The 20,155-nt window shown below is 69.9% G+C and carries 18 protein-coding genes; 10 read left to right on the forward strand and 8 right to left on the reverse strand.

The window, feature by feature from the left end:
• Window positions 1-83 precede the first annotated feature (83 nt).
• Window positions 84-482, reverse strand: a complete 399-nt coding sequence (locus ABD286_RS00640; RefSeq protein ID WP_344189252.1) for a hypothetical protein — start codon at window positions 480-482, stop codon at window positions 84-86.
• On the opposite strand from ABD286_RS00640, the gene ABD286_RS18855 reads away from it, so the two are divergent.
• The 3 genes from ABD286_RS18855 (at window position 414) to ABD286_RS00650 (ending at window position 2,249) form a co-directional block, all read left to right on the forward strand.
• Window positions 414-740: an ATP-binding protein gene (locus ABD286_RS18855; protein ID WP_425565344.1), complete on the forward strand. Its 327-nt coding sequence runs from the start codon at window positions 414-416 to the stop codon at window positions 738-740. The genes ABD286_RS00640 and ABD286_RS18855 overlap by 69 nt on opposite strands.
• Window positions 737-1,387, forward strand: a complete 651-nt coding sequence (locus tag ABD286_RS00645; protein WP_344189254.1) for a response regulator — start codon at window positions 737-739, stop codon at window positions 1,385-1,387. Before ABD286_RS18855 ends, ABD286_RS00645 begins: the two co-directional genes overlap by 4 nt.
• Before the next feature lie 187 nt (window positions 1,388-1,574).
• A complete protein-coding gene (locus ABD286_RS00650; protein WP_344189256.1) occupies window positions 1,575-2,249 on the forward strand; it encodes a response regulator in 675 nt (224 codons plus the stop codon).
• 20 nt (window positions 2,250-2,269) lie between these two features.
• Here the strand turns inward: ABD286_RS00650 and ABD286_RS00655 are convergent, their stop codons facing one another.
• Both ABD286_RS00655 and ABD286_RS00660 read right to left on the reverse strand, forming a co-directional pair.
• Window positions 2,270-2,980 (reverse strand): maleylpyruvate isomerase family mycothiol-dependent enzyme, encoded by a 711-nt coding sequence (locus ABD286_RS00655; protein WP_344189258.1) that lies wholly within the window; start codon window positions 2,978-2,980, stop codon window positions 2,270-2,272.
• A 10-nt stretch (window positions 2,981-2,990) separates the two neighbouring features.
• Window positions 2,991-4,823 (reverse strand): glycoside hydrolase family 15 protein, encoded by a 1,833-nt coding sequence (locus ABD286_RS00660; RefSeq protein WP_344189260.1) that lies wholly within the window; start codon window positions 4,821-4,823, stop codon window positions 2,991-2,993.
• A 49-nt stretch (window positions 4,824-4,872) separates the two neighbouring features.
• On the opposite strand from ABD286_RS00660, the gene uvrA reads away from it, so the two are divergent.
• Entirely contained in the window at window positions 4,873-8,055 is a 3,183-nt protein-coding gene (gene uvrA, locus ABD286_RS00665) for an excinuclease ABC subunit UvrA (protein ID WP_344189262.1), read from the forward strand.
• Window positions 8,056-8,093: 38 nt separating this feature from the next.
• On the opposite strand, the gene ABD286_RS00670 is transcribed toward uvrA, so the two are convergent.
• The 5 genes from ABD286_RS00670 to ABD286_RS00690 all read right to left on the reverse strand — a co-directional run bounded on the left by ABD286_RS00670 (window position 8,094) and on the right by ABD286_RS00690 (window position 13,088).
• A complete protein-coding gene (locus ABD286_RS00670) occupies window positions 8,094-8,813 on the reverse strand; it encodes an ABC transporter ATP-binding protein (protein WP_344193189.1) in 720 nt (239 codons plus the stop codon).
• Entirely contained in the window at window positions 8,803-9,720 is a 918-nt protein-coding gene (locus tag ABD286_RS00675; protein WP_425565294.1) for an ABC transporter ATP-binding protein, read from the reverse strand. Before ABD286_RS00675 ends, ABD286_RS00670 begins: the two co-directional genes overlap by 11 nt.
• On the reverse strand, window positions 9,713-10,843 hold the full coding sequence (locus tag ABD286_RS00680; RefSeq protein ID WP_344189264.1) for a branched-chain amino acid ABC transporter permease: 1,131 nt from the start codon (window positions 10,841-10,843) through the stop codon (window positions 9,713-9,715). Before ABD286_RS00680 ends, ABD286_RS00675 begins: the two co-directional genes overlap by 8 nt.
• Window positions 10,840-11,826, reverse strand: coding sequence for a branched-chain amino acid ABC transporter permease (locus ABD286_RS00685; RefSeq protein ID WP_344189266.1), 987 nt, complete (start codon window positions 11,824-11,826; stop codon window positions 10,840-10,842). The genes ABD286_RS00680 and ABD286_RS00685 overlap by 4 nt, the downstream gene beginning before the upstream one ends.
• Window positions 11,827-11,957: 131 nt before the next feature.
• Entirely contained in the window at window positions 11,958-13,088 is a 1,131-nt protein-coding gene (locus ABD286_RS00690) for a branched-chain amino acid ABC transporter substrate-binding protein (RefSeq protein ID WP_344189268.1), read from the reverse strand.
• Window positions 13,089-13,462: 374 nt separating this feature from the next.
• Between ABD286_RS00690 and ABD286_RS00695 the strand changes: the two genes are divergently transcribed.
• The 6 genes from ABD286_RS00695 to ABD286_RS00720 all read left to right on the forward strand — a co-directional run bounded on the left by ABD286_RS00695 (window position 13,463) and on the right by ABD286_RS00720 (window position 20,111).
• Window positions 13,463-13,933, forward strand: coding sequence for a Rieske (2Fe-2S) protein (locus ABD286_RS00695; RefSeq protein ID WP_344189270.1), 471 nt, complete (start codon window positions 13,463-13,465; stop codon window positions 13,931-13,933).
• A gap of 94 nt (window positions 13,934-14,027) precedes the next feature.
• A complete protein-coding gene (uvrC, locus tag ABD286_RS00700; protein ID WP_344189272.1) occupies window positions 14,028-16,010 on the forward strand; it encodes an excinuclease ABC subunit UvrC in 1,983 nt (660 codons plus the stop codon).
• Window positions 16,007-16,933, forward strand: a complete 927-nt coding sequence (rapZ, locus tag ABD286_RS00705) for an RNase adapter RapZ (RefSeq protein WP_425565295.1) — start codon at window positions 16,007-16,009, stop codon at window positions 16,931-16,933. The genes uvrC and rapZ overlap by 4 nt, the downstream gene beginning before the upstream one ends.
• Window positions 16,930-17,865, forward strand: coding sequence for a gluconeogenesis factor YvcK family protein (locus tag ABD286_RS00710; RefSeq protein ID WP_344189274.1), 936 nt, complete (start codon window positions 16,930-16,932; stop codon window positions 17,863-17,865). Before rapZ ends, ABD286_RS00710 begins: the two co-directional genes overlap by 4 nt.
• A 96-nt stretch (window positions 17,866-17,961) precedes the next feature.
• Complete coding sequence (whiA, locus tag ABD286_RS00715) at window positions 17,962-18,942, forward strand: DNA-binding protein WhiA (RefSeq protein WP_344189276.1); 981 nt, start codon at window positions 17,962-17,964, stop codon at window positions 18,940-18,942.
• Window positions 18,939-20,111 (forward strand): nucleotide sugar dehydrogenase, encoded by a 1,173-nt coding sequence (locus tag ABD286_RS00720; RefSeq protein WP_344189278.1) that lies wholly within the window; start codon window positions 18,939-18,941, stop codon window positions 20,109-20,111. Before whiA ends, ABD286_RS00720 begins: the two co-directional genes overlap by 4 nt.
• Window positions 20,112-20,155: the final 44 nt, after the last annotated feature.

Raw genomic sequence — 20,155 nt, forward strand, 5'->3', positions numbered from 1 at the left:
TATCCCGTCGCGGAAGCAACGGGGGCCTCACAGGGGGTGCAGTCTCCCGTCCGCGGGTTGGTGAGGGATACAACATGGCTGCATCAATTGAGGACTACCCGCGCCCGGTCGCGGGTGGAGAGATCGACACCGTCCGAGCACTGCTGCACGACCTGCGGCAACCGCTGGCCGCCATTCTGCTCCTCTCGGGGACCGAGGGTGGGGACAACGGACGAAAGATGGATCTGATCGAAGGCCAGGCTCGTTGGATGGCCGAGCTCGTCGAGGCGGTGCTGGTCGACGCGTCCGAGGACGACGTCCAGAGCATCGACCTCACCACTCTGGTCCACAGGACCGTTGACCGTGCACAGGTGACTGCCTCGTGCCCGATCAAGATCGATGTCGTGGGTGCGCCGCAGGCTTGGGCGCGACCGGTGGCTCTGGGACGTGCGCTGGCGTGCGTCCTGGACAACGCCGTCCGGGCAGCTGGTGGAGAGGGTCACGTCACCGTGACCGTCCACACCGATGGCGCCGGCGTCCACGTGACCGTGCGAGACGACGGGCCCGGCCTCGGGCGCATCGCCTCTGTCACATCGCTTGGACTCACGACCACGCGCGCCATGGTGGCTGCTTGCAAGGGGTCCTTCCGTCTCTACACGGCCGACGAGGGTGGAGTCATCGCTGACATCTGCCTCCCCCCGTCCGTGTCCGACCGCGAGGCGCTCCCGGCGCTTCCGACCCTTCAGGTGGTTGCATCATGAGGATCGTCGTCTGCGATGACCATCTCCTCCTTCTCGAGGCCCTCGGCCTCGCCCTCGGAGCCAAGGGGCACGACGTCGTCGCCCTGGCCGGTACGCCGGACGAGGCCATCGCCGCAGTGGCGATGCACCGGCCCGAGGTCTGTCTGCTCGACGTCAACTTCCCCGGTGGCAACTCCGTCGCGGCGATCCACCAGATCAGGGAGATCTCGCCGGAGACCAAGGTCGTCATGCTCTCGGCCGAGGCCGACCACGCCGTGGTCGGTCGCGCCATCGCCGAAGGTGCCTCCGGGTACGTCGGCAAGGAGAAGCCGATCGTCGAGATCATCGAGATGCTGGACCGTGCCGTGCGCGGCCAGCTCGCGGTGGAGCCGGCGCTGCTGCAGCGCGCGCTGCGCCCGCAGAAGACCACCGAGGACCCGCTGTGGGCCCTGCAGTTCCTGACCGACCGTGAGTGGCAGGTCATGCGCTGCATCATGGAGGGACAGACCACCGAAGAGATGGCCGGTGCCCTGGGCGTGCAGCGGAGCACCGCGCGCACGCACGTCCAGAACCTGCTGACCAAGCTCGGGGTCCACTCCCGTCTCCAGGCAGCGGCGCTCATGTCCGCGCACGGCTCGCACGAGTCGTGGCCGGTCCACCTGCGCTGAGCTGCACCCGCGTGAACAGGGCCCCGGTACCGACGTCCAGCGTCGGTACCGGGGCCCGGCTCGCTGTGTCGGTGGTGGCCGTTTCGGGGCCACTGGGCCGGTCCGGGAAGAAATCACCCTTTTGACGTAGGGGGTTCTCCAGCACCAGTTGGTGGGGAAATCGGTCCGGAGACGAGATGGTGAGGCCATGCCTGCCCCCACGCGCATCCTCGTCGTTGATGATCACGAGGTCTTCGTCGACGCCCTGGCTGTCTGTCTCGGTGACTTCGACGGTGTGGCGGTCGTGGGCACGGCCACCAGCCTGGAGTCCGGGATGCGCCTGCTCGACCAGGCTGCCTACGACGTCATGGTCCTCGACCTGGACCTCGCCGGCGAGGACGGCCTCCGGCTGGCTCGGGAGGCGCTGCGCCTCAACCCCGGCGCCGGGGTGGTCGTCGCCACCGGGCTCGACGCGTCCGACCGCGTGGTCGAGGCGGTCCAGCTCGGCGTGCGCGGCTGGGTCACCAAGACCGTCACCCCCGAGGAGCTCGTCGACGCCATCAAGGGCGTGGCCCGTGGTGAGACGCGGATCCCGGCCGATCTCCTCGCCGGGGTGCTGGTCTCGTTCTCCCGTGAGCAGCGGGCACCGCTGGAGCACGTCCAGGGCATCCGCGACCTCACCACCCGTGAGCTCGAGGTGCTGGGCTGCCTCGTCGAGGGCATGAGCCGCACCGAGATCGGTGAGCTGCTGCACGTCTCGCCCAACACGGTGCGCACCCACGTGCAGAGCATCCTGCACAAGCTCAAGGTGCACTCGGCCCTCGCTGCGGTGGCCATCGCGCGCCGCGCCGGCGTCACCGGAGCCTCCATCCTCACCAGCTGACGAGCAGGGGAGCCCTGGGGTCAGGCTCCGCGGGGCAGTCCGGGCACCGTGCCCTCCGGGCTCGTCACGCCGGTGTCGATGCGGCGCGACAGCCACAGCACCAGTCCGCCGAGGCTCCCGCGGACGGTGGTCGTGCCCGCACCGACCTGCCACGAGTCGCCCTCGTCGGCCACGAGCGTCACGTCGGGTGGGGTCCTCCCCACGGCCAGGCGGTCCACGGCGTCACCGACGAACCCGCGCAACAGCTCGGGCTGCACGTCGTCGAACGAGAACCCTGCGTCGAGGTCGACGTGGTGGAACACGACCTCGCGCAGGCGCAGGAACGGCAGCCGCACGGCGGCGACCTCGTACCCGCCACGCATCTCGACGCGTTCGGCGGCCAGAGGCCCGTCCAGGGCCTCCAGCGCCGGTTCGAGGGACCGGGCCGTCCGCGTGAGGTCGGCCAGCTGCTCGGCGGGACCCCGGCCGGCTCCGGCCTCGATCTCGGCGTCCCGGGACGCGGTCCCGCCGGGGTACATGTCCTGGCGTTCCCCGGTGACCGCCCAGCCTGCGAGCCGCTCGATCGCCTCGGCGTTCCGGGCGAGGTGGGCCAGGACGTGACCTCGGCTCCAGCCGTCGCACAGGGACGGCGCCGAGACGTCGTCCAGCCGGGCTGTGGTGGCAAGCAGGCGCGCCGTGTGGTCGGCGAGCAGGTCGCGGTCGTGGGCGGGGGACACGTCGTCGGGGTTCACGTCGGTCACGCTAGTCCGCGGGCGTGCCGTGGGCAGCCCGAGCCGCCTTCTCCTCGGCCGCGGCCAAGGCGTGGGCGGCGCCGATGAAGGTGAGGTGGGAGAACGCCTGGGGGAAGTTGCCGACCATCCGGCGGTTCACGGGGTCGTACTCCTCGGACACCAGCCCCACGTCGTTGAGCAGGCCGACGAGGCGGTCCATCAGGACCCGGGCGTCGTCGACCCGGCCGCACGCTGCATACGCCGTCACGAGCCACCACGAGCAGGCCAGGAACGGGTGCTCGTCCCCGGACAACCCGTCCACCCCGGACTCGGTGCGGTAGCGCAGCAGGAAGCCGTCCCGCATGAGGTCGGTCTCGACCGCGCGCACCGTGCCGAGCACGCGGGGGTCGTCGGCGGGCAGGAAGCCGACGAGCGGGATGAGGAGCAGGGACGCGTCGACCTCGTGGGTGTCGTAGTGCTGGGTGAAGGTGCCGCGCCCCGGGTCGAACCCCTTGGCCAGGACCTCCGCGTGCACGGCGTCGCGGACCTCGCGCCAGCGCTCCACGGGGCCCTCGAGGCCGTGCTCCTCGACGGTGCGGACCGCCCGGTCGAAGGCCGCCCAGACCATCACCCGCGAGTGGGTGAAGTGGCGCAGCGGACCGCGGATCTCCCACAGGCCGTTGTCCGGCTGGTCCCAGTGCGTGGCGAGGTCGTCGACCAGTGCCCGCTGCATCGCCCAGCCCTGGGCCGACACCTCGAGCCCGGCCCGTCGTGCCTCGTCCAGCGCGATCATCACCTCGCCGAGCACGTCGGACTGGCGCTGGTCCACGGCGCCGTTGCCGATCCGCACCGGGGTGGACCCGGCGTAGCCCGGGAGGTGGTCGAGGGTGCGTTCGGGGAGCCGTCGCGACCCGTCGATGGCGTACATGATCTGCAGGTCCTCGGGGTCACCGGCGACCGCGCGGATGAGCCAGTTGCGCCACAGCCGGGCCTCGTCGAGGTAGCCCGAGGCGACGAGCGCCTCGAGCGTGAGGGACGCGTCGCGCAACCAGCAGAAGCGGTAGTCCCAGTTGCGCTCGCCGCCGAAGTCCTCGGGCAGGCTCGTCGTGGGGGCGGCGACGATCCCGCCGTAGCGCGAGTGCGTCATCATCCGCAGGGTGAGCAGGGAGCGGACGACCTCCTCGCGGTAGGGCCCGTCGTAGGTGCACCGGTGCGCCCACGCGTTGGAGACGTCGACCGTCTCCTTGATCCGGGAGTCGATGTCGAGCGGCTCCGGCACCGGCTCGTGCGAAGGGAACCATGTCGTCGAGAACGTGTAGGTCTCCCCGGCGGCGACGTCGAACTCGTCGACGTGGTGGCCGTCCTCCGGCTCGGGGAGGCGGGTGCCGCGGAGCACGAGCATGTCCGGTCCTGCGATGGCCGTGATGACGTCGCTGTCGAGGCGGTGCCCCACGCCGCGCGAGACCCAGGGGCGGACCTTGCCGTAGTCGAACCGGACGACCCACTCGTGCCGCATGCGCACGGTGCCGCGATCGCCCCGGACGCTGCGGATGATGTCGGCCCGGCCGTCGCCGATGGGCATGAGATCGGTCACGGTGACCGTGCCGGAGTCGGTCTCGTGGACGGTCTCGAGGACGAACGAGTTGTCGACGTAGCGGCGGGTGCTGCGGGCCTCCTGCACGGGGCCGAGCAGCCAGCGCCCGTGGTCGCGCGTGCCCAGGAGGGCGGCGAAGCACGCGGGGGAGTCGAACCTCGGCAGGCAGAGCCAGTCGATCGACCCAGCCCTGCTCACGAGGGCGGCGGTCTCGGTGTCGCCGAGGACGGCGTACTCCTCGATGGGCGTCGGCTGCAGCGGCGTCGTCACCCGCTCACCGTAGGCGCCCGTGACGCGCCTGTCAGTGCGGGCACCTAGCATGAAGCGCGTGACCGCAGTGCACCCCACCACACCCCCCATCCGCCCCCACCACGACCAGCTGGTCGTCCGTGGGGCCCGCGAGCACAACCTCAGGGACGTGTCGGTCGAGCTGCCCCGCGACTCGATGATCGTGTTCACCGGGCTCTCCGGCTCCGGCAAGTCCTCGCTCGCCTTCGACACGATCTTCGCCGAGGGCCAGCGCCGCTACGTCGAGTCGCTGTCGGCCTACGCCCGACAGTTCCTGGGCCAGATGGACAAGCCCGACGTCGACTTCATCGAGGGGCTCTCGCCCGCGGTGTCGATCGACCAGAAGTCGACCAACCGCAACCCCCGGTCGACCGTCGGCACCATCACCGAGGTCTACGACTACCTCCGCCTGCTCTTCGCCCGCGCGGGCCGTCCGCACTGCCCGACGTGCGGCGAGCCGATCACCCGGCAGAGCCCGCAGCAGATCGTCGACCGGCTCCTCGAGCTCCCGGACAAGACCCGGTTCCAGGTGCTCGCCCCGGTCGTGCGGGCCCGCAAGGGGGAGTACGTCGATCTCTTCACCGAGCTGCAGAGCAAGGGCTTCTCCCGGGCCCGTGTCGACGGCGAGGTCGTGTCGCTCACCGAGCCGCCCAAGCTCGAGAAGCAGATCAAGCACACCATCGACGTCGTCGTCGACCGCCTGGTCGCCAAGGGCTCCGACGCAGGGGCCAAGCGCCGCCTCACCGACTCCGTCGAGACCGCCCTCGGCCTCGCCGGCGGAGTCCTGGTCGTCGAGTTCGTCGACAAGGACGTCGACGACCCCACCCGGGAGCGGCGCTTCTCCGAGCGGATGGCCTGCCCCAACGACCACCCGCTGTCGATGGACGACGTCGAGCCCCGCTCATTCTCCTTCAACAGCCCGTTCGGCGCCTGCCCCAAGTGCAGCGGCCTGGGCACCGAGCTCGAGGTCGACCCCGAGCTGCTCGTCCCCGACGAGGACCTCTCTCTGAGCGAGGGCGCGATCGCACCCTGGGCGCAGGGGAGCGGCTCCGCCGAGTACTTCCAGCGGGTCATGACCGCCCTGGGCAACGACCTCAAGTTCTCGATGGACGTCCCGTGGAGCGCCCTGCCGGCACGCGCCCGCGAGGCGCTGCTGCACGGCCAGAACTACAAGGTCCACGTCCGCTACAAGAACCGTTACGGCCGCGAGCGGTCCTACACGACCGGCTTCGAGGGCGTCGTCCCGTTCGTGAAGCGGCGCCACTCCGAGACGGACTCCGAATGGAGCCGGGAGCGGTACGAGGGCTACATGCGCGAGGTGCCGTGCCCCGAGTGCCAGGGCGCCCGCCTCAAGCCCGAGTCGCTGGCCGTCACGATCGGCGGTCAGAGCATCTCGGCCATCTGTGCCCTCGCCATCGCCGACTGCGCGACCTTCCTGCAGACCGTCGACTTCACGGCACGGGAGCGCCAGATCGCCGAGCGCGTCATCAAGGAGATCGAGGCACGCCTCGGGTTCCTGCTCGACGTCGGGCTCGACTACCTCTCCCTCGACCGTCCCGCCGGGACGCTGTCCGGTGGCGAGGCCCAGCGCATCCGCCTGGCGACCCAGATCGGGTCGGGCCTGGTCGGGGTCCTCTACGTCCTCGACGAGCCGAGCATCGGCCTGCACCAGCGCGACAACCACCGGCTCATCGAGACGCTGACCCGCCTGCGCGACCTCGGCAACACGCTCATCGTCGTCGAGCACGACGAGGACACCATCGCCACCGCCGACTGGGTGGTCGACATCGGCCCCGGTGCCGGCGAGCACGGTGGCAAGGTCGTCCACTCCGGGCCGGTCAAGGGCCTGCTCGAGCACCCCGACTCGATCACCGGCAAGTACCTCTCGGGCCGGCTCGAGATCCCGACGCCGCTCACGCGGCGGGCCCAGGAGAAGGGCCGCGAGGTCACGGTCGTCGGGGCGCGCGAGCACAACCTGCACGGCGTCGACGTGTCGTTCCCGCTGGGCAACCTCGTCGCGGTGACCGGGGTGTCCGGCTCCGGCAAGTCGACCCTGGTCAACGACATCCTCTACAACGTCCTGGCCAACAAGCTCAACGGTGCGCGCCACGTGCCCGGCCGGCACAAGACCGTCAAGGGCCTGGACAACCTCGACAAGGTCGTCCACGTCGACCAGAGCCCCATCGGCCGCACCCCGCGGTCCAACCCCGCCACCTACACCGGGGTGTTCGACGCGATCCGCAAGCTGTTCGCGACGACCACCGAGGCGAAGATCCGCGGCTACCAGCCGGGTCGGTTCTCGTTCAACGTCAAGGGTGGCCGCTGCGACGCGTGCTCCGGTGACGGCACGATCAAGATCGAGATGAACTTCCTCCCGGACGTCTACGTCCCGTGCGAGGTGTGCCACGGCGCCCGTTACAACCGCGAGACGCTCGAGGTGCACTTCAAGGGGAAGACCATCGCTGACGTCCTCGACATGCCGATCGAGGAGGCCGCCGACTTCTTCGCCGCCGTCCCGGGGATCGCCCGGCACATGCGGACGCTCAACGACGTCGGCCTCGGGTACGTCCGGCTGGGTCAGCCCGCTCCGACGCTCTCCGGTGGCGAGGCCCAGCGCGTCAAGCTCGCCTCCGAGCTCCAGAAGCGGTCGACCGGTCGCACCATCTACGTCCTGGACGAGCCGACCACGGGTCTGCACTTCGAGGACATCCGCAAGCTGCTCGAGGTGCTGCAGGGCTTGGTGGACAAGGGCAACAGCGTCATCGTCATCGAGCACAACCTCGACGTCATCAAGAACGCCGACTGGGTGATCGACATGGGTCCCGAGGGCGGCAACGGCGGTGGCCTCGTCGTGGCCGAGGGCACGCCCGAGCAGGTCGCGGAGGTCGAGGCCAGCCACACGGGCCGGTTCCTCGGGCCGGTGCTGGCCAAGAGCGCGCGGTCCACGGCACGCCCGACCGGCGCCACCGTCGCCAGGGCCGGCGCGGAGAAGGCTGCGGTCGTCACCCGTGCGACGGCAGCGAAGCGCACCGCGGCGGCAGCGACGTCGCGCAGCACCACGACCAAGAAGGCCGCCACCAAGGCCACCTCGAAGTCTGCTGCGAAGTCCGCCTCCGCGAAGAAGCCCAGCAAGGTCGCTGCCCCCGGTGCTGCTGCGAAGAAGGCCACGAAGGCCGCACGCTCACCCCGCTCGGCCGCAGCCAAGCGGAGCTGACGGTATGGCGCCCGGGTGACCCGGGCGCCATGCCGGTCTCAGACGTCGCCGCCGAGGTAGGCGGCCTTGACCGCCGGGTCGTTGGCGAGCTCCTTGCCGGAGCCCTCGCGGACGATCTCGCCGGTCTCGAGGATGTAGGCGCGGTCGGCGCGCTTGAGCGCCTGCGCGGCGTTCTGCTCGACGAGCAGCACCGTCGTGCCCTGGTTGTTGATCTCGGTGATGATGTCGAAGATCTGCTGGATCAGCTTGGGTGCCAGGCCCATCGACGGCTCGTCCAGCAGGAGCAGCTTGGGGTTGGCCATGAGGGCGCGCCCCATCGCCAGCATCTGCTGCTCGCCACCGGACATCGTGCCGGCTACCTGGGTGCGTCGTTCCGCGAGCCGCGGGAAGAGGCCGAACACGCGGTCGCGGTCCTGCCCGATCTTCGGGGACTTGCGGTCGGGGCGCGCGTAGGCGCCCATGTCGAGGTTCTCCTGCACGGTCATCCCGATGAAGCAGCCGCGGCCCTCGGGGGACTGCGCGATGCCCAGCACGGGTCGCTCGTGGGGAGGCATCGCGGTGATGTCCTGCCCCTGGAACTTGATCGTGCCCTGCCGGACCGGTCGCAGGCCCGACACGGTCTTCATGGTCGTCGTCTTGCCGGCACCGTTGGCCCCGATGAGGGTGACGATCTCACCCTCATCGATGGTGAAGGAGATGTTGCGGATGGCCTCGATGCGCCCGTAGTTGACACAGAGGTCGTCGACCTCAAGAAGCATCTTCATCAACTCCCAGGTAGGCGGCGATGACCGCCGGGTTGTTCTGGATCTCCGACGGGACGCCCTCGGCGATCTTCTTGCCGAACTCGAGCACGACGATCCGGTCGGTGACACCCATGACGAGCTTCATGTCGTGCTCGATGAGGAGCACGGTGTAGCCCTGGTCGCGGATGGACCGGATGAGCTCCATGAGGCGAGCCTTCTCCGCCGGGTTGAAGCCGGCAGCCGGCTCGTCGAGGCAGAGGAGCTTGGGGTTGGTCGCCAGGGCCCGGGCGATCTCCAGACGACGCTGGTCGCCGTAGGGGAGGTTGCGCGCGAGCTCGTCGGCGCGCTTCTCCAGGCCCATGAACTTGAGCAGCTCGTAGGCCCGCTCCATCCCCTCCTTCTCCTCCTCGTGGTGCTTGCGCAGCCGCAGCAGCGCCGAGCCCATTCCGGTGGAGTGGTGGGCGTCGGCCCCGACGAGCACGTTCTCCAAGGCCGTCATGTTGTGGAACAGACGGATGTTCTGGAAGGTGCGGGCGATGCCCATCTTGGTGATCTGGAACTTCTTGCGACGACCCAGCGGCTCACCCATGAACTTCACCCCACCCGAGGTGGGCTGGTAGACGCCGGTCATCACGTTGAAGCACGTGGTCTTGCCGGCACCGTTGGGACCGATCAGGCCGAGGATCTCGCCGGTGTTGATGTGGAACGAGACCCCGTCGAGCGCCGTGACACCGCCGAAGCGGAGGGTGACGTCGTCGACCTCGAGCATCTTGCCCTTCGGGAGGTCGGCGACCTCCTCGACGGAGATGTCGACCGACGTGTCGGGCACGGCCTCCTCGTCGGGGGCCAGGGGGGTGTCGTCGTCGACGCGGGCGCCGCGGGTCTCGTCCGCGCCGCTCGAGCCGGCAGTCGTGTCAGGCATGCGCTGCCCCTTCCTCGAGGACCTCGGTTTCTTCGTCTGCCCGCTTGGCGCGGACCGATCTGCGCGGCGGCAGCAGGCCCTGCGGGCGGAAGATGGCCAAGGCCATCAGCGCGAGCCCGAAGAGCAGGAAGCGCGCGTCCGACAGGAAGCGGAACTTCTCGGGCGCCCACGTGAGCAGGGCGGCGGCGAGGATGACGCCCCACCGGTTGCCCTGGCCACCGACGACGACCATGGCGACGAAGAGCACGGAGTACAGGATCGTGAAGTTGTCGGGGTTGATGAACTGCTGCTTGGTGGCGAACAGCGCCCCGGAGAGCCCACCGACGGCCGCGCCGGTGGCGAAGGCCAGCAGCTTGAACCGGAAGGTGGGTACGCCCATGAGCTCGGCGGCGTCCTCGTCCTCACGCGTCGCCTCCCAGGCCCGGCCGACGCGGGAGTTCTGCATCCGCCAGTCGAGGAACAGGACGATGAAGACCAGGGTGAGGGCCAGCCAGTAGTACGGGATCGAGTCGGTCACCGAGAACTCGATGAACCGGGTCTGGTTGCTCAGGTCGATCTTCGCGACGAAACCGTCCCACACCAGGTGCGGCACCCCGAACAGGTCCAGGCTCGGGGGAGTCGGGATGTTGGAGATGCCGCGCGAGCCGCCGGTGAGGCCGTCGGCGTTCACGAGGACGAGGCGGACGATCTCACCGAAGCCCAGCGTCACGATGGCGAGGTAGTCGCCCCGCACCCGCAGCGTCGGTGCGCCGAGGACGATGCCGGAGAACAGCGTGACGGCCATCGCGATCGGGATGCACAGCAGCAGCGGGATGTTGCCGTGCGCCGAACCGAGGATGCCCACGGTAAAGGCGCCGATGGCGAAGAAGCCGATGTAGCCGAGGTCGAGCAGACCTGCGTACCCGATGACGATGTTGAGCCCGATCGCGACCAGGGCGTACAGCGCACAGAGGAACAGGACGGCACCGAAGTCGGAGTCCGTCGTCGTGATGAGCGGCGGGTTGATGATCGGCAGGAGGTAGACGAAGAGCGCCGCCGCGATGGCAAGGACGATCTTGGCCCAGCGGGGCAGCGCGCGGAAGCGGTCACCCACCCCGTGGAGGAAGTTCCTGACGGCGTTCATGCGCGTGCCTTTCCGAGGGACTCACCGAGCAGGCCGGTCGGGCGGAACAGGAGGATGACGACCAGGAGCGTGAATGCGACGACGTCGCGCCACTCCCCACCGAAGACGGCCTGGCCGTAGTTTTCGGCGACGCCGAGGACGAAGCCACCCAGCAGGGCGCCCCGCAGGTTGCCGATGCCGCCGAGGACGGCGGCGGTGAAGGCCTTGACGCCGAGGATGAAGCCCGAGTTGTACCGGATCTGGCCGACCTTGAGCAGGTACATGACCGCGGCAGCTCCGGCCATCGCACCACCGAGGACGAAGGTGAGGCGGATGACGCGGTCCCGGTTGACGCCCATGAGGGCAGCGGCCTCGGGGTCCTGGGCGACGGCGCGGATGCCGCGGCCCAGGCGGGACCGGCTGACGAACTGGTCGAGGACGACCATCATGACGATCGCCGCACCGAGGACGATGAGGTCGATGTTCGAGACGTGGTAGTCGAAGATGTAGAACAACCGGGTGGTCTCGATGCCGAGCGGGAACGGCGACGCCTCACGGGGCCGACCGACGTACTCGACGAAGTCGGCGTCGGCGCCGAACCACTTGAAGGGCTTGTCGCGCAGACCCATGGCCTCGGCGAGGGCGAACGATGCGCCGATCGCCGAGATGAGGGCGATGAGCGGGGGAGAGTTGCGCTTGCGCAGTGGACGGTAGGCCACGAACTCCAGGACGAGGGCGACCAGCGCCGACATCGCCATGGCGGTCGCGAAGGCGACGACGAGGAAGCCGGCGGTGCCGAGTCCGGTCGCCTTGCTCGCACCGAGGGCGGTGAGGATCCAGACCGAGGCGAAGCCTCCGTACATGAAGACCTCGGAGTGCGCGAAGTTGATCAGGCGAAGGACGCCGTAGACGAGCGTGTAACCCAGGGCGATGAGGGCGTAGATGGCTCCGTAGGCCAGCCCGGTGATCGTGAGTTCCCAGAAGTTGTTGAGCAGAAGATCCATCAGACCTCCGAGTAGGGGGGCGTCTCAAACCTGGGTCAGGGGAAAGACCAGGCTGGTCCCGCGCGTCCGGGTGGGAACACGGTAGCGGCCAAGGCCCCCGATGCCGAGAGCCTTGGCCGCTACGCGTGGAACTACTTGATTTCCTGGTCCGGGACGATCTTGCCGTCGGTGACCTTGTAGGCCCAGACCGACACCTCGGCCGGCTCGCCCTTGGCGTCGAACTTGACGTTCTTGGTGACGCCCTGGGCCGAGTAGGAACCGATGAACGCGGTCATGTCCGCCGACGCGGTCTTGCCCGCGGCGATGCCGGCGAGGAAGACGTTGGCCGCGTCGTAGGCCTCGGCCGAGTAGGTGGCGGGCTCGGAGTTGTAGGCCTTCTTGTAGGCCTCGACGAACTCCGGAGCCTTGTCCGGGGGGAGGCACGGGCAGGTGATGATGGCACCCTCGGCCGCCGCGCCGGCGCCCTTGATGAAGCCGTCGTCCTTGACGCCGTCAGCCGCGACGAAGGTGCCGGTGAAGCCACCGTCCTTCAGCTGCTTGGCGAGCTTGGAGGCGTTGGAGTAGTAGCCGCCGTAGAAGAACACGGTGGCGCCCGAGGACTTGGCCTTGGTGACCGTCGCGGAGAAGTCGTCCTGCTTGCCGTCGGCAGCAGTCTGGTCGGTGCCGGCCACAGCCGAACCGAGGTCCTTCTTCACGATGTCGGCCAGGCCCTTGCCGTACTCCGAGGTGTCGTCGGAGACGAAGACCTTGTCGGCCTTGAGGATGTCCTTGATGTACTTGGCAGCCGCCGGGCCCTGCGTGGCGTCGTTGCCGAGGATGCGGTGGAAGGTCTTCCAGCCGTTCTCGGACAGCGCCGGGTTGGTGGCGGAGGCCGAGATGGTGTTCAGGCCAGCCTGCTCGAAGATCGGGTCGGCCGCCTTGGACTCACCGGAGAACGCGGGGCCGACGATGCCGACGAGCTTCTTGTCGGTGACGGCCTTCTGGGCCAGACCGGGCGCGATGGCCGGGTCGCCCTGGCTGTCGAACGAGGTCAGGGTGACCTTGCAGTCGGCGTTCTTCTCGTTGTACTGGTTGACGGCGAGCTCGGCACCGTTCTTGATGTTGATGCCGAGGTTGGCGGCGTCACCGGTCAGTGCACCGAAGAAGCCGATCTTGAGGTCGCAGGCCTTGCCACCGCTGGTGGACTCGGCGTCGTTGGTGGTGCCGCCACAGGCACTCAGCGCGAGCGCGGCCGCCACGAGGGGCGCGCCAATCTTGAACACGGAACGCAAGACTCCTCCTGAAGTCACATGGTGCACGTGGAGGCGGCAGGGTCACAGCGCCCACGGTCCCCGGTTGGGGTATGGGCAGACTATGACCCCGGAGGTCGCGGGGTTGGGGACTTCGGCCTCAGGCGTGACCGTGTCGTTATCACAGGTCTTGCTGTTTGGCGCAACGAGACGGCGACATCCTCCGGCGGTGTAGGGAAACGAGAAACCGATCTGCGCCGGGCGAGCGCCACGGGTGGGACCGTGAGAACCCGTGTCCCGCAAGGCGAACTCCACGGGCTCCTCACTCGTCTACACAGTGTGGCGCTGCATACTTGGCACCACGTGTCTGTCCTCAGCGAGGGGCCATCCCACCGAAAGGCGTACCCATGACCCACACCGACGAGCCCACCACGGCACCGTCCACCTCCCCCCTGGCGGCCACCGGTCCGAGCCGTCGGGTGCTGCTGGCCTCAGCGGGCATCGGCGCCGTCGCCCTGAGCGGGTGCGGCGCGGCCGAGCAGGCGGCCAACGACGTGGCGAGCAGCGCGTCCAACGCCGCGACCGACGCCGTCAAGGACGCCATCTCGAAGGCGACGATCCCCGTGGGCGGTGGCAAGGTGTTCCCGGACCATAAGGTCGTCGTCACCCAGCCCGCCTCGGGGGAGTTCAAGGCGTTCAGCGCCGTCTGCACGCACCAGTCGTGCGTGGTCGCGGACGTCGCCGACGGCACGATCAACTGCGCCTGCCACGGCAGCAAGTTCGACATCACCACCGGTGCCGTCAAGAACGGCCCGGCCACGTCCCCGCTCCCCGAGAAGTCGGTCACCGTGAGCGGCGACGGGATCTCCGTCAGCTGAGTCGACAACGGCGTCGGCCGGGGGTGTGCTCCGCGGTCCGCGGGGCACACCCCTCGACGTGGGCGGCGTCGGTGCCGCTCCATAGAGTGGTGCCGTGGCTGATCCGTCGACCTACCGTCCTGCGCCGGGGGAGATCCCGGTGGACCCGGGCGTCTACCGGTTCAGGGACTCGGCGCGACGCGTCATCTACGTCGGCAAGGCCAAGTCGCTCCGGCCCCGGCTCTCCTCCTACTTCCAGGACCTCTCCGCCCTGCACCCGCGGACCGCGACCATGGTCACCACCGCGGCCAGCGTCGAGTGGACCGTCGTGTCGACCGAGGTCGAGGCCCTCCAGCTCGAGTACTCCTGGATCAAGGAGTTCGACCCGCGGTTCAACGTCAAGTACCGCGACGACAAGTCCTACCCCTACCTCGCCGTGACGATGGGCGAGGAGTTCCCGCGCGCCCAGGTCATGCGCGGCGCCAAGCGCAAGGGCACCCGCTACTTCGGGCCGTACGCCCATGCCTGGGCGATCCGCGAGACGCTCGACCTGCTGCTGCGAGTCTTCCCGGTACGCACCTGCTCGTCGGGGGTCTTCAAGCGCGCCGGCCAGGTGGGCCGTCCGTGCCTGCTCGGCTACATCGACAAGTGCTCGGCGCCCTGCGTCGGTCGGGTCAGCCCCGAGGAGCACCGCGAGATCGCCGACGACTTCTGCGACTTCATGGCCGGCAACACCACCCGCTTCGTCAAGCGGCTCGAGCGCGAGATGGCCAACGCCTCCAAGGAGCTCGAGTTCGAGCAGGCTGCCCGCCTGCGTGACGACCTCGTCGCCCTCGGCAAGGCGCTGGAGAAGTCAGCCGTCGTCCTCGGCGACGGCACGGACGCAGACGTCTTCGCCCTCGAGGACGACGGCCTCGAGGTCGCCGTCCAGGTGTTCCACGTCCGCGGCGGCCGGGTCCGGGGCCAGCGCGGCTGGGTGGCCGAGATGGACGCCGAGACCGTCCCCGAGATCGTCCGGCACCTCCTCCAGCAGGTGTATGGCGGCGAGTCCGGTGAGGGCGTGCCTCGCGAGGTCCTCGTGCCCGTCCTGCCCGAGGACCCCGAGGCCGTCTCGTTGTGGCTGAGCGCCCTACGCGGGTCGAACGTCGACCTGCGGGTGCCGCAGCGCGGCGACAAGAAGACGCTCCTGGAGACGGTGCACCGCAACGCCAAGCAGTCGCTGGCCCGGCACAAGCTCGCGCGGGCCGGCGACCTCACGGCCCGCAGCGTGGCGCTCCAGCAGCTCCAGGAGACCCTCGACCTGCCCGACGCCCCGCTGCGCGTCGAGTGCTACGACATCAGCCACATCCAGGGCTCGCAGGTCGTCGGCTCGATGGTCGTCTTCGAGGACGGCCTGGCCCGCAAGAGCGAGTACCGCCGCTTCGTCATCCGCGGCGAGGAGGTCGACGACACCGCCGCCATGGACGAGGTCCTCACACGTCGGTTCAGCCGCTACCTCGAGGAGCGGGACCAGTCCAGCGACCTCGAGCTCGGACGCGACCCCGACTCCGGACCCGAGCGCATCGACCCCGACACCGGGAAGCCGAAACGCTTCGCCTACCCGCCGAACCTCGTCGTCGTCGACGGTGGCCTGCCCCAGGTCAACGCCGCGAAGGCCGCGCTGGCGGCCCTGGGCATCGACGACATCGCCGTGGTCGGCCTCGCCAAGCGGCTCGAGGAGGTGTGGGTGCCGGGCCAGGACTACCCCGTCATCCTGCCGCGCACGAGCGAGGGCCTGTACCTCCTGCAGCGGCTGCGCGACGAGGCGCACCGGTTCGCCATCACCTTCCACCGCCAGCGCCGGTCCAAGGCGATGACCGCCAGCGTGCTCGACGCCATACCGGGCCTGGGGGAGACCCGGCGCAAGGCCCTGCTGCGCCACTTCGGGTCGGTGAAGAAGATCCGGGCGGCGACGGCCGAGGAGCTCACCGAGGTTTCTGGCATCGGGCCTGCGCTCGCGGCCACGATTGCGGCAGAGTTGGCCACGCAGGGATCGGGCACGCCAGCCGTCAACCTCATGACCGGCGAGATCATCGACGAGGACGGAGCAGCGCAGTGACCAGCGCGCCAGGGACAGGCTCCACCGGAGCAGACGACGACGGGTCGACGACGCCCAGACCCGAGCTCGTCATCGTCACCGGCATGAGCGGGGCCGGGCGGTCCACGACGGCCAACGTCCTGGAGGACTCCGGCTGGTACGTCGTCGACAACCTGCCGCCGCACCTGCTCGTCTCGCTCGCCGACCTGGCCAGCGGGGTCGGCCGCAGCGCGGACCTCCCGCGCATCGCCGCGGTCGTCGACGTCCGCGCTCGCGGGTTCTTCGCCCACCTGCAGACCGCGCTCAACGAGCTGCGGCTGCGCGACTGGCACCCCAACCTCGTCTTCCTCGACGCGACGGACGAGGCCCTGGTCCGCCGGTTCGAGTCGGTGCGTCGACCGCACCCGCTCCAGGGCGAGGGACGCCTGCTCGACGGGATCGTGCGGGAGCGCGAGCTGCTCGCCGACCTGAGGGCGGTCGCTGACGTCGTCATCGACACGTCCGGCCTCAACGTCCACCAGCTCGCCAAGAAGGTGCACCCGGTCTTCGCTGACGGCGATTCCGGGCCCAAGGTGCGGATCGCGGTGATGTCGTTCGGGTTCAAGTACGGCGTGCCGCTCGATGCCGACTTCGTCTTCGACATGCGCTTCCTGCCCAACCCGTTCTGGATCCCCGAGCTGCGCAACTTCACCGGTCAGGACGCCCCGGTCGCCGAGTTCGTGCTGGGCCAGGAAGGCGCGCCGGAGTTCGTGGAGCGTGTCGCCGCCCTGATGGAACCCGTGGTGGCTGGCTACGTCCGCGAGGGGCGCCGGTACGCCACGGTCGCCGTGGGGTGCACCGGCGGCAAGCACCGTTCGGTGGCCGTGGCCGAGGCGCTGCGGACCCGGCTGACCAGCGACGACGTGGCGACGTTCGTGGTGCACCGCGACCTGGGGCAGGAGTGACGGGTCCTGCGGTCGTCGCCCTCGGAGGGGGGCACGGCCTGGCCGCGTCGCTGGAGGCCCTCAAGCTCGTCTGCGACGACATCACCGCGGTGGTCACGGTGGCCGACAACGGCGGCTCGTCCGGCCGGTTGCGCGACGAGTTCGAGATCCTCCCGCCCGGCGACCTGCGGATGGCGCTCACCGCGCTGTGCGACGACACCGAGTGGGGCCACACCTGGCGAGACGTCCTCCAGCACCGGTTCCGCGGGGAGGGACCGCTGGGTGGTCACGCCCTCGGCAACCTCCTCATCGCCGCCCTGTGGGACCTGCACCACGACCCCGTCGCCGGGCTCGACCTCGTCGGCCGGCTGCTCAACGCGCGCGGCCGGGTGCTGCCCATGGCGGCCGTCCCCCTGGAGATCACCGCCCAGATCGCCGGCACCGACCCGGGCGACCCGGAGCGGGTGGACACGGTGCGCGGTCAGGTCGCGGTGGCGAGCACCCGTGGGCAGGTGCGCAGCATCGCCCTCGAGCCGGCCGACCCGCCGTCGGCGCCCGACACCATCGACGCCGTCCGAGAGGCCGACTGGGTCATCCTCGGTCCCGGGTCGTGGTTCACGTCGGTGATGCCCCACCTGATGGTCCCCGCGCTGCGCGACGCCCTGCACGACACCTCGGCCAAGCGGCTGCTGACTCTCAACCTCGAGCACTCGGGGGAGACCGCCGGCTTCTCGTGCGCGCGCCAGGTCGACGCGCTGGCCGACCACGCGCCCCGGCTGAGACTCGACGTCGTGCTCGCCGACCCCGGTGCGGTCGACGACGAGGCGCAGCTGCGCGAGGCCGCCGCCCGGCTCGGCGCAGAGGTCGTCGTCGCGGCGATCGCCCAGCGCGGAGCGCCCGGCCACCACGACTCCTTGCGGCTCGCCGCGGCGTACCGTGACATCTTCGGGTGAGGCCACCCGGGTCGGGCGGCACCCCGACGGCAGAACAGTTCACCCCGGGTCCGCGGACCCGACCGAAGCACCACGGCGAGATGGCAGGATGACGGCATGGCGATGACGGCGCGGGTCAAGGACGAGCTGAGCAGACTCGACGTCACGAAACCGTGCTGCCGCAAGTCGGAGGTGGCGGCGACCCTGCGGTTCGCGGGTGGACTGCACATCGTCGGCGGGCGGATCGTGGTCGAGGCCGAGCTCGACACGGCCAACGCGGCCCGGCGGCTCCGCAAGAACATCGGCGACCTCTACGGCCACCCGTCCGAGGTGCTCGTGCTGGCGGCCGGTGGCCTGCGCAAGGGCAGCCGCTACGTCGTGCGCGTGGTCCAGGACGGCGAGGCCCTGGCCCGCCAGACCGGTCTCATCGACGCGCGGGGTCGCCCGGTCCGTGGGCTGCCCCCCAAGGTCGTCAGTGCCTCGGCCTGCGACGCCGAGGCGGCCTGGCGCGGTGCCTTCATCGCGCACGGTTCGCTCACCGAGCCCGGTCGGTCCTCAGCCTTGGAGATCACCTGCCCCGGTCCGGAGGCCGCACTGGCCCTCGTCGGTGCCGCCCGACGCCTCGGCATCCAGGCCAAGGCCCGCGAGGTGCGTGGCGTGGACCGCGTCGTCATCCGTGACGGTGACGCCATCGGCGCGATGCTCACCCGGCTCGGCGCCCACGAGGCGGTCCTGGCGTGGGAGGAGCGCCGGATGCGTCGCGAGGTCCGGGCCACCGCCAACCGCCTGGCCAACTTCGACGACGCCAACCTGCGCCGCTCCGCCCGGGCCGCCGTGGCAGCCGGGGCCCGGGTCCACCGGGCGATGGAGATCCTCGGCGAGGAGATCCCCGACCACCTCCGCGAGGCGGGGGAGCTGCGGCTCCAACACAAGCAGGCGTCCCTGGAGGAGCTCGGCCAGCTCGCCCAGCCGCCGATGACCAAGGACGCGGTCGCCGGGCGGATCCGCCGACTGCTCGCGATGGCCGACAAGCGAGCCCAGGACCTCGGCATCCCCGGTACGGACGCGAACCTCACCGCTGACATGCTGGACGCATGACACAGATCGCCGTCGTCGGCACCGGGTACGTCGGACTCTCGATCGCGGTGCTGCTGTCCCGGCACCACCCGGTGGTGGCGCTCGACATCGACGCCGCTCGTGTCGCGGGCCTCAAGGACGGGCGCAGTCCCATCCACGACGCCGAGATCGAGGCGGCACTCGCCACCGACGACCTCGACCTCACCTTCACGACCGAGGCGGCGGAGGCCTACGCGGGCGCGGAGTTCGTCGTCGTCGCCACCCCCACCGACTACGACCCCGACACCAACTACTTCAACACCTCGTCGGTCGAGGCGGTGCTCAAGGACGCCGCGGCGCACAACCCGTCGGCCACCCTGGTGGTCAAGTCCACCGTGCCGGTCGGCTTCACCCGCGACGTCTCGGACCGCCTGGGCCTGGACACCGTGGTCTTCAGCCCGGAGTTCCTGCGCGAGGGCAAGGCGCTGTGGGACCTCCTGCACCCGTCCCGCATCGTCATGGGGGAGCGCAGCGAGCGGGCCCAGCACTTCGCCGACCTGCTCTCGGAGGCGGCGCTCGAGGACGACGTGCCCGTCCTGCTCACGGACAGCACCGAGGCCGAGGCGATCAAGCTCTTCGCCAACACCTTCCTCGCGATGCGGGTGGCGTTCTTCAACGAGCTCGACACCTTCGCGGCGACCCACGGCCTCGACAGCCGACAGATCATCGACGGGGTGGGCCTCGACCCGCGCATCGGCAGCCACTACAACAACCCGTCCTTCGGGTACGGCGGCTACTGCCTGCCCAAGGACACCAAGCAGCTGCTGGCCAACTACCAGAACGTGCCGCAGAACCTCGTCGAGGCGATCGTCAACGCCAACGCCACGCGCAAGGACTTCGTGGCGAACGACATCCTGTCCCGCCGCCCCGGCGTCGTGGGCATCCACCGCCTCATCATGAAGGCGGAGTCGGACAACTTCCGGGCCAGCAGCGTGCAGGGGATCATGAAGCGCATCAAGGCCAAGGGCGTCGAGGTGATCGTCTTCGAGCCCGCCGTCGCCGACGACCACTTCTTCGGCTCCCGGGTCGTGCGCGACCTCGCCGAGTTCAAGGCGGCCTCCGACATCATCGTCGCGAACCGCGTGGTGCCCGAGCTCGCCGACGTCGTGGACAAGGTCTACACGCGCGACCTGTTCGGCGGCGACCAGTAGGTCGACCAGTGGGTCCCAGGGTTACCCGCCCGTACACCGGACCG

The sequence above is a fragment of the Pedococcus aerophilus genome (genome assembly GCF_039532215.1).
Lineage (GTDB): Bacteria > Actinomycetota > Actinomycetes > Actinomycetales > Dermatophilaceae > Pedococcus > Pedococcus aerophilus.

What these genes read in the sequence shown, in the direction of transcription:
- ABD286_RS00645 (WP_344189254.1), top strand. Translation starts at nt 737, where the DNA reads ATGAGGATCGTCGTCTGCGATGACCATCTCCTCCTTCTCGAGGCCCTC.
- ABD286_RS00650 (WP_344189256.1), top strand. Translation starts at nt 1,575, where the DNA reads ATGCCTGCCCCCACGCGCATCCTCGTCGTTGATGATCACGAGGTCTTC.
- uvrA (WP_344189262.1), top strand. Translation starts at nt 4,873, where the DNA reads ATGAAGCGCGTGACCGCAGTGCACCCCACCACACCCCCCATCCGCCCC.
- ABD286_RS00670 (WP_344193189.1), bottom strand. Translation starts at nt 8,813, where the DNA reads ATGCTTCTTGAGGTCGACGACCTCTGTGTCAACTACGGGCGCATCGAG.
- ABD286_RS00675 (WP_425565294.1), bottom strand. Translation starts at nt 9,720, where the DNA reads ATGCCTGACACGACTGCCGGCTCGAGCGGCGCGGACGAGACCCGCGGC.
- ABD286_RS00680 (WP_344189264.1), bottom strand. Translation starts at nt 10,843, where the DNA reads ATGAACGCCGTCAGGAACTTCCTCCACGGGGTGGGTGACCGCTTCCGC.
- ABD286_RS00685 (WP_344189266.1), bottom strand. Translation starts at nt 11,826, where the DNA reads ATGGATCTTCTGCTCAACAACTTCTGGGAACTCACGATCACCGGGCTG.
- ABD286_RS00695 (WP_344189270.1), top strand. Translation starts at nt 13,463, where the DNA reads ATGACCCACACCGACGAGCCCACCACGGCACCGTCCACCTCCCCCCTG.
- whiA (WP_344189276.1), top strand. Translation starts at nt 17,962, where the DNA reads ATGGCGATGACGGCGCGGGTCAAGGACGAGCTGAGCAGACTCGACGTC.
- ABD286_RS00720 (WP_344189278.1), top strand. Translation starts at nt 18,939, where the DNA reads ATGACACAGATCGCCGTCGTCGGCACCGGGTACGTCGGACTCTCGATC.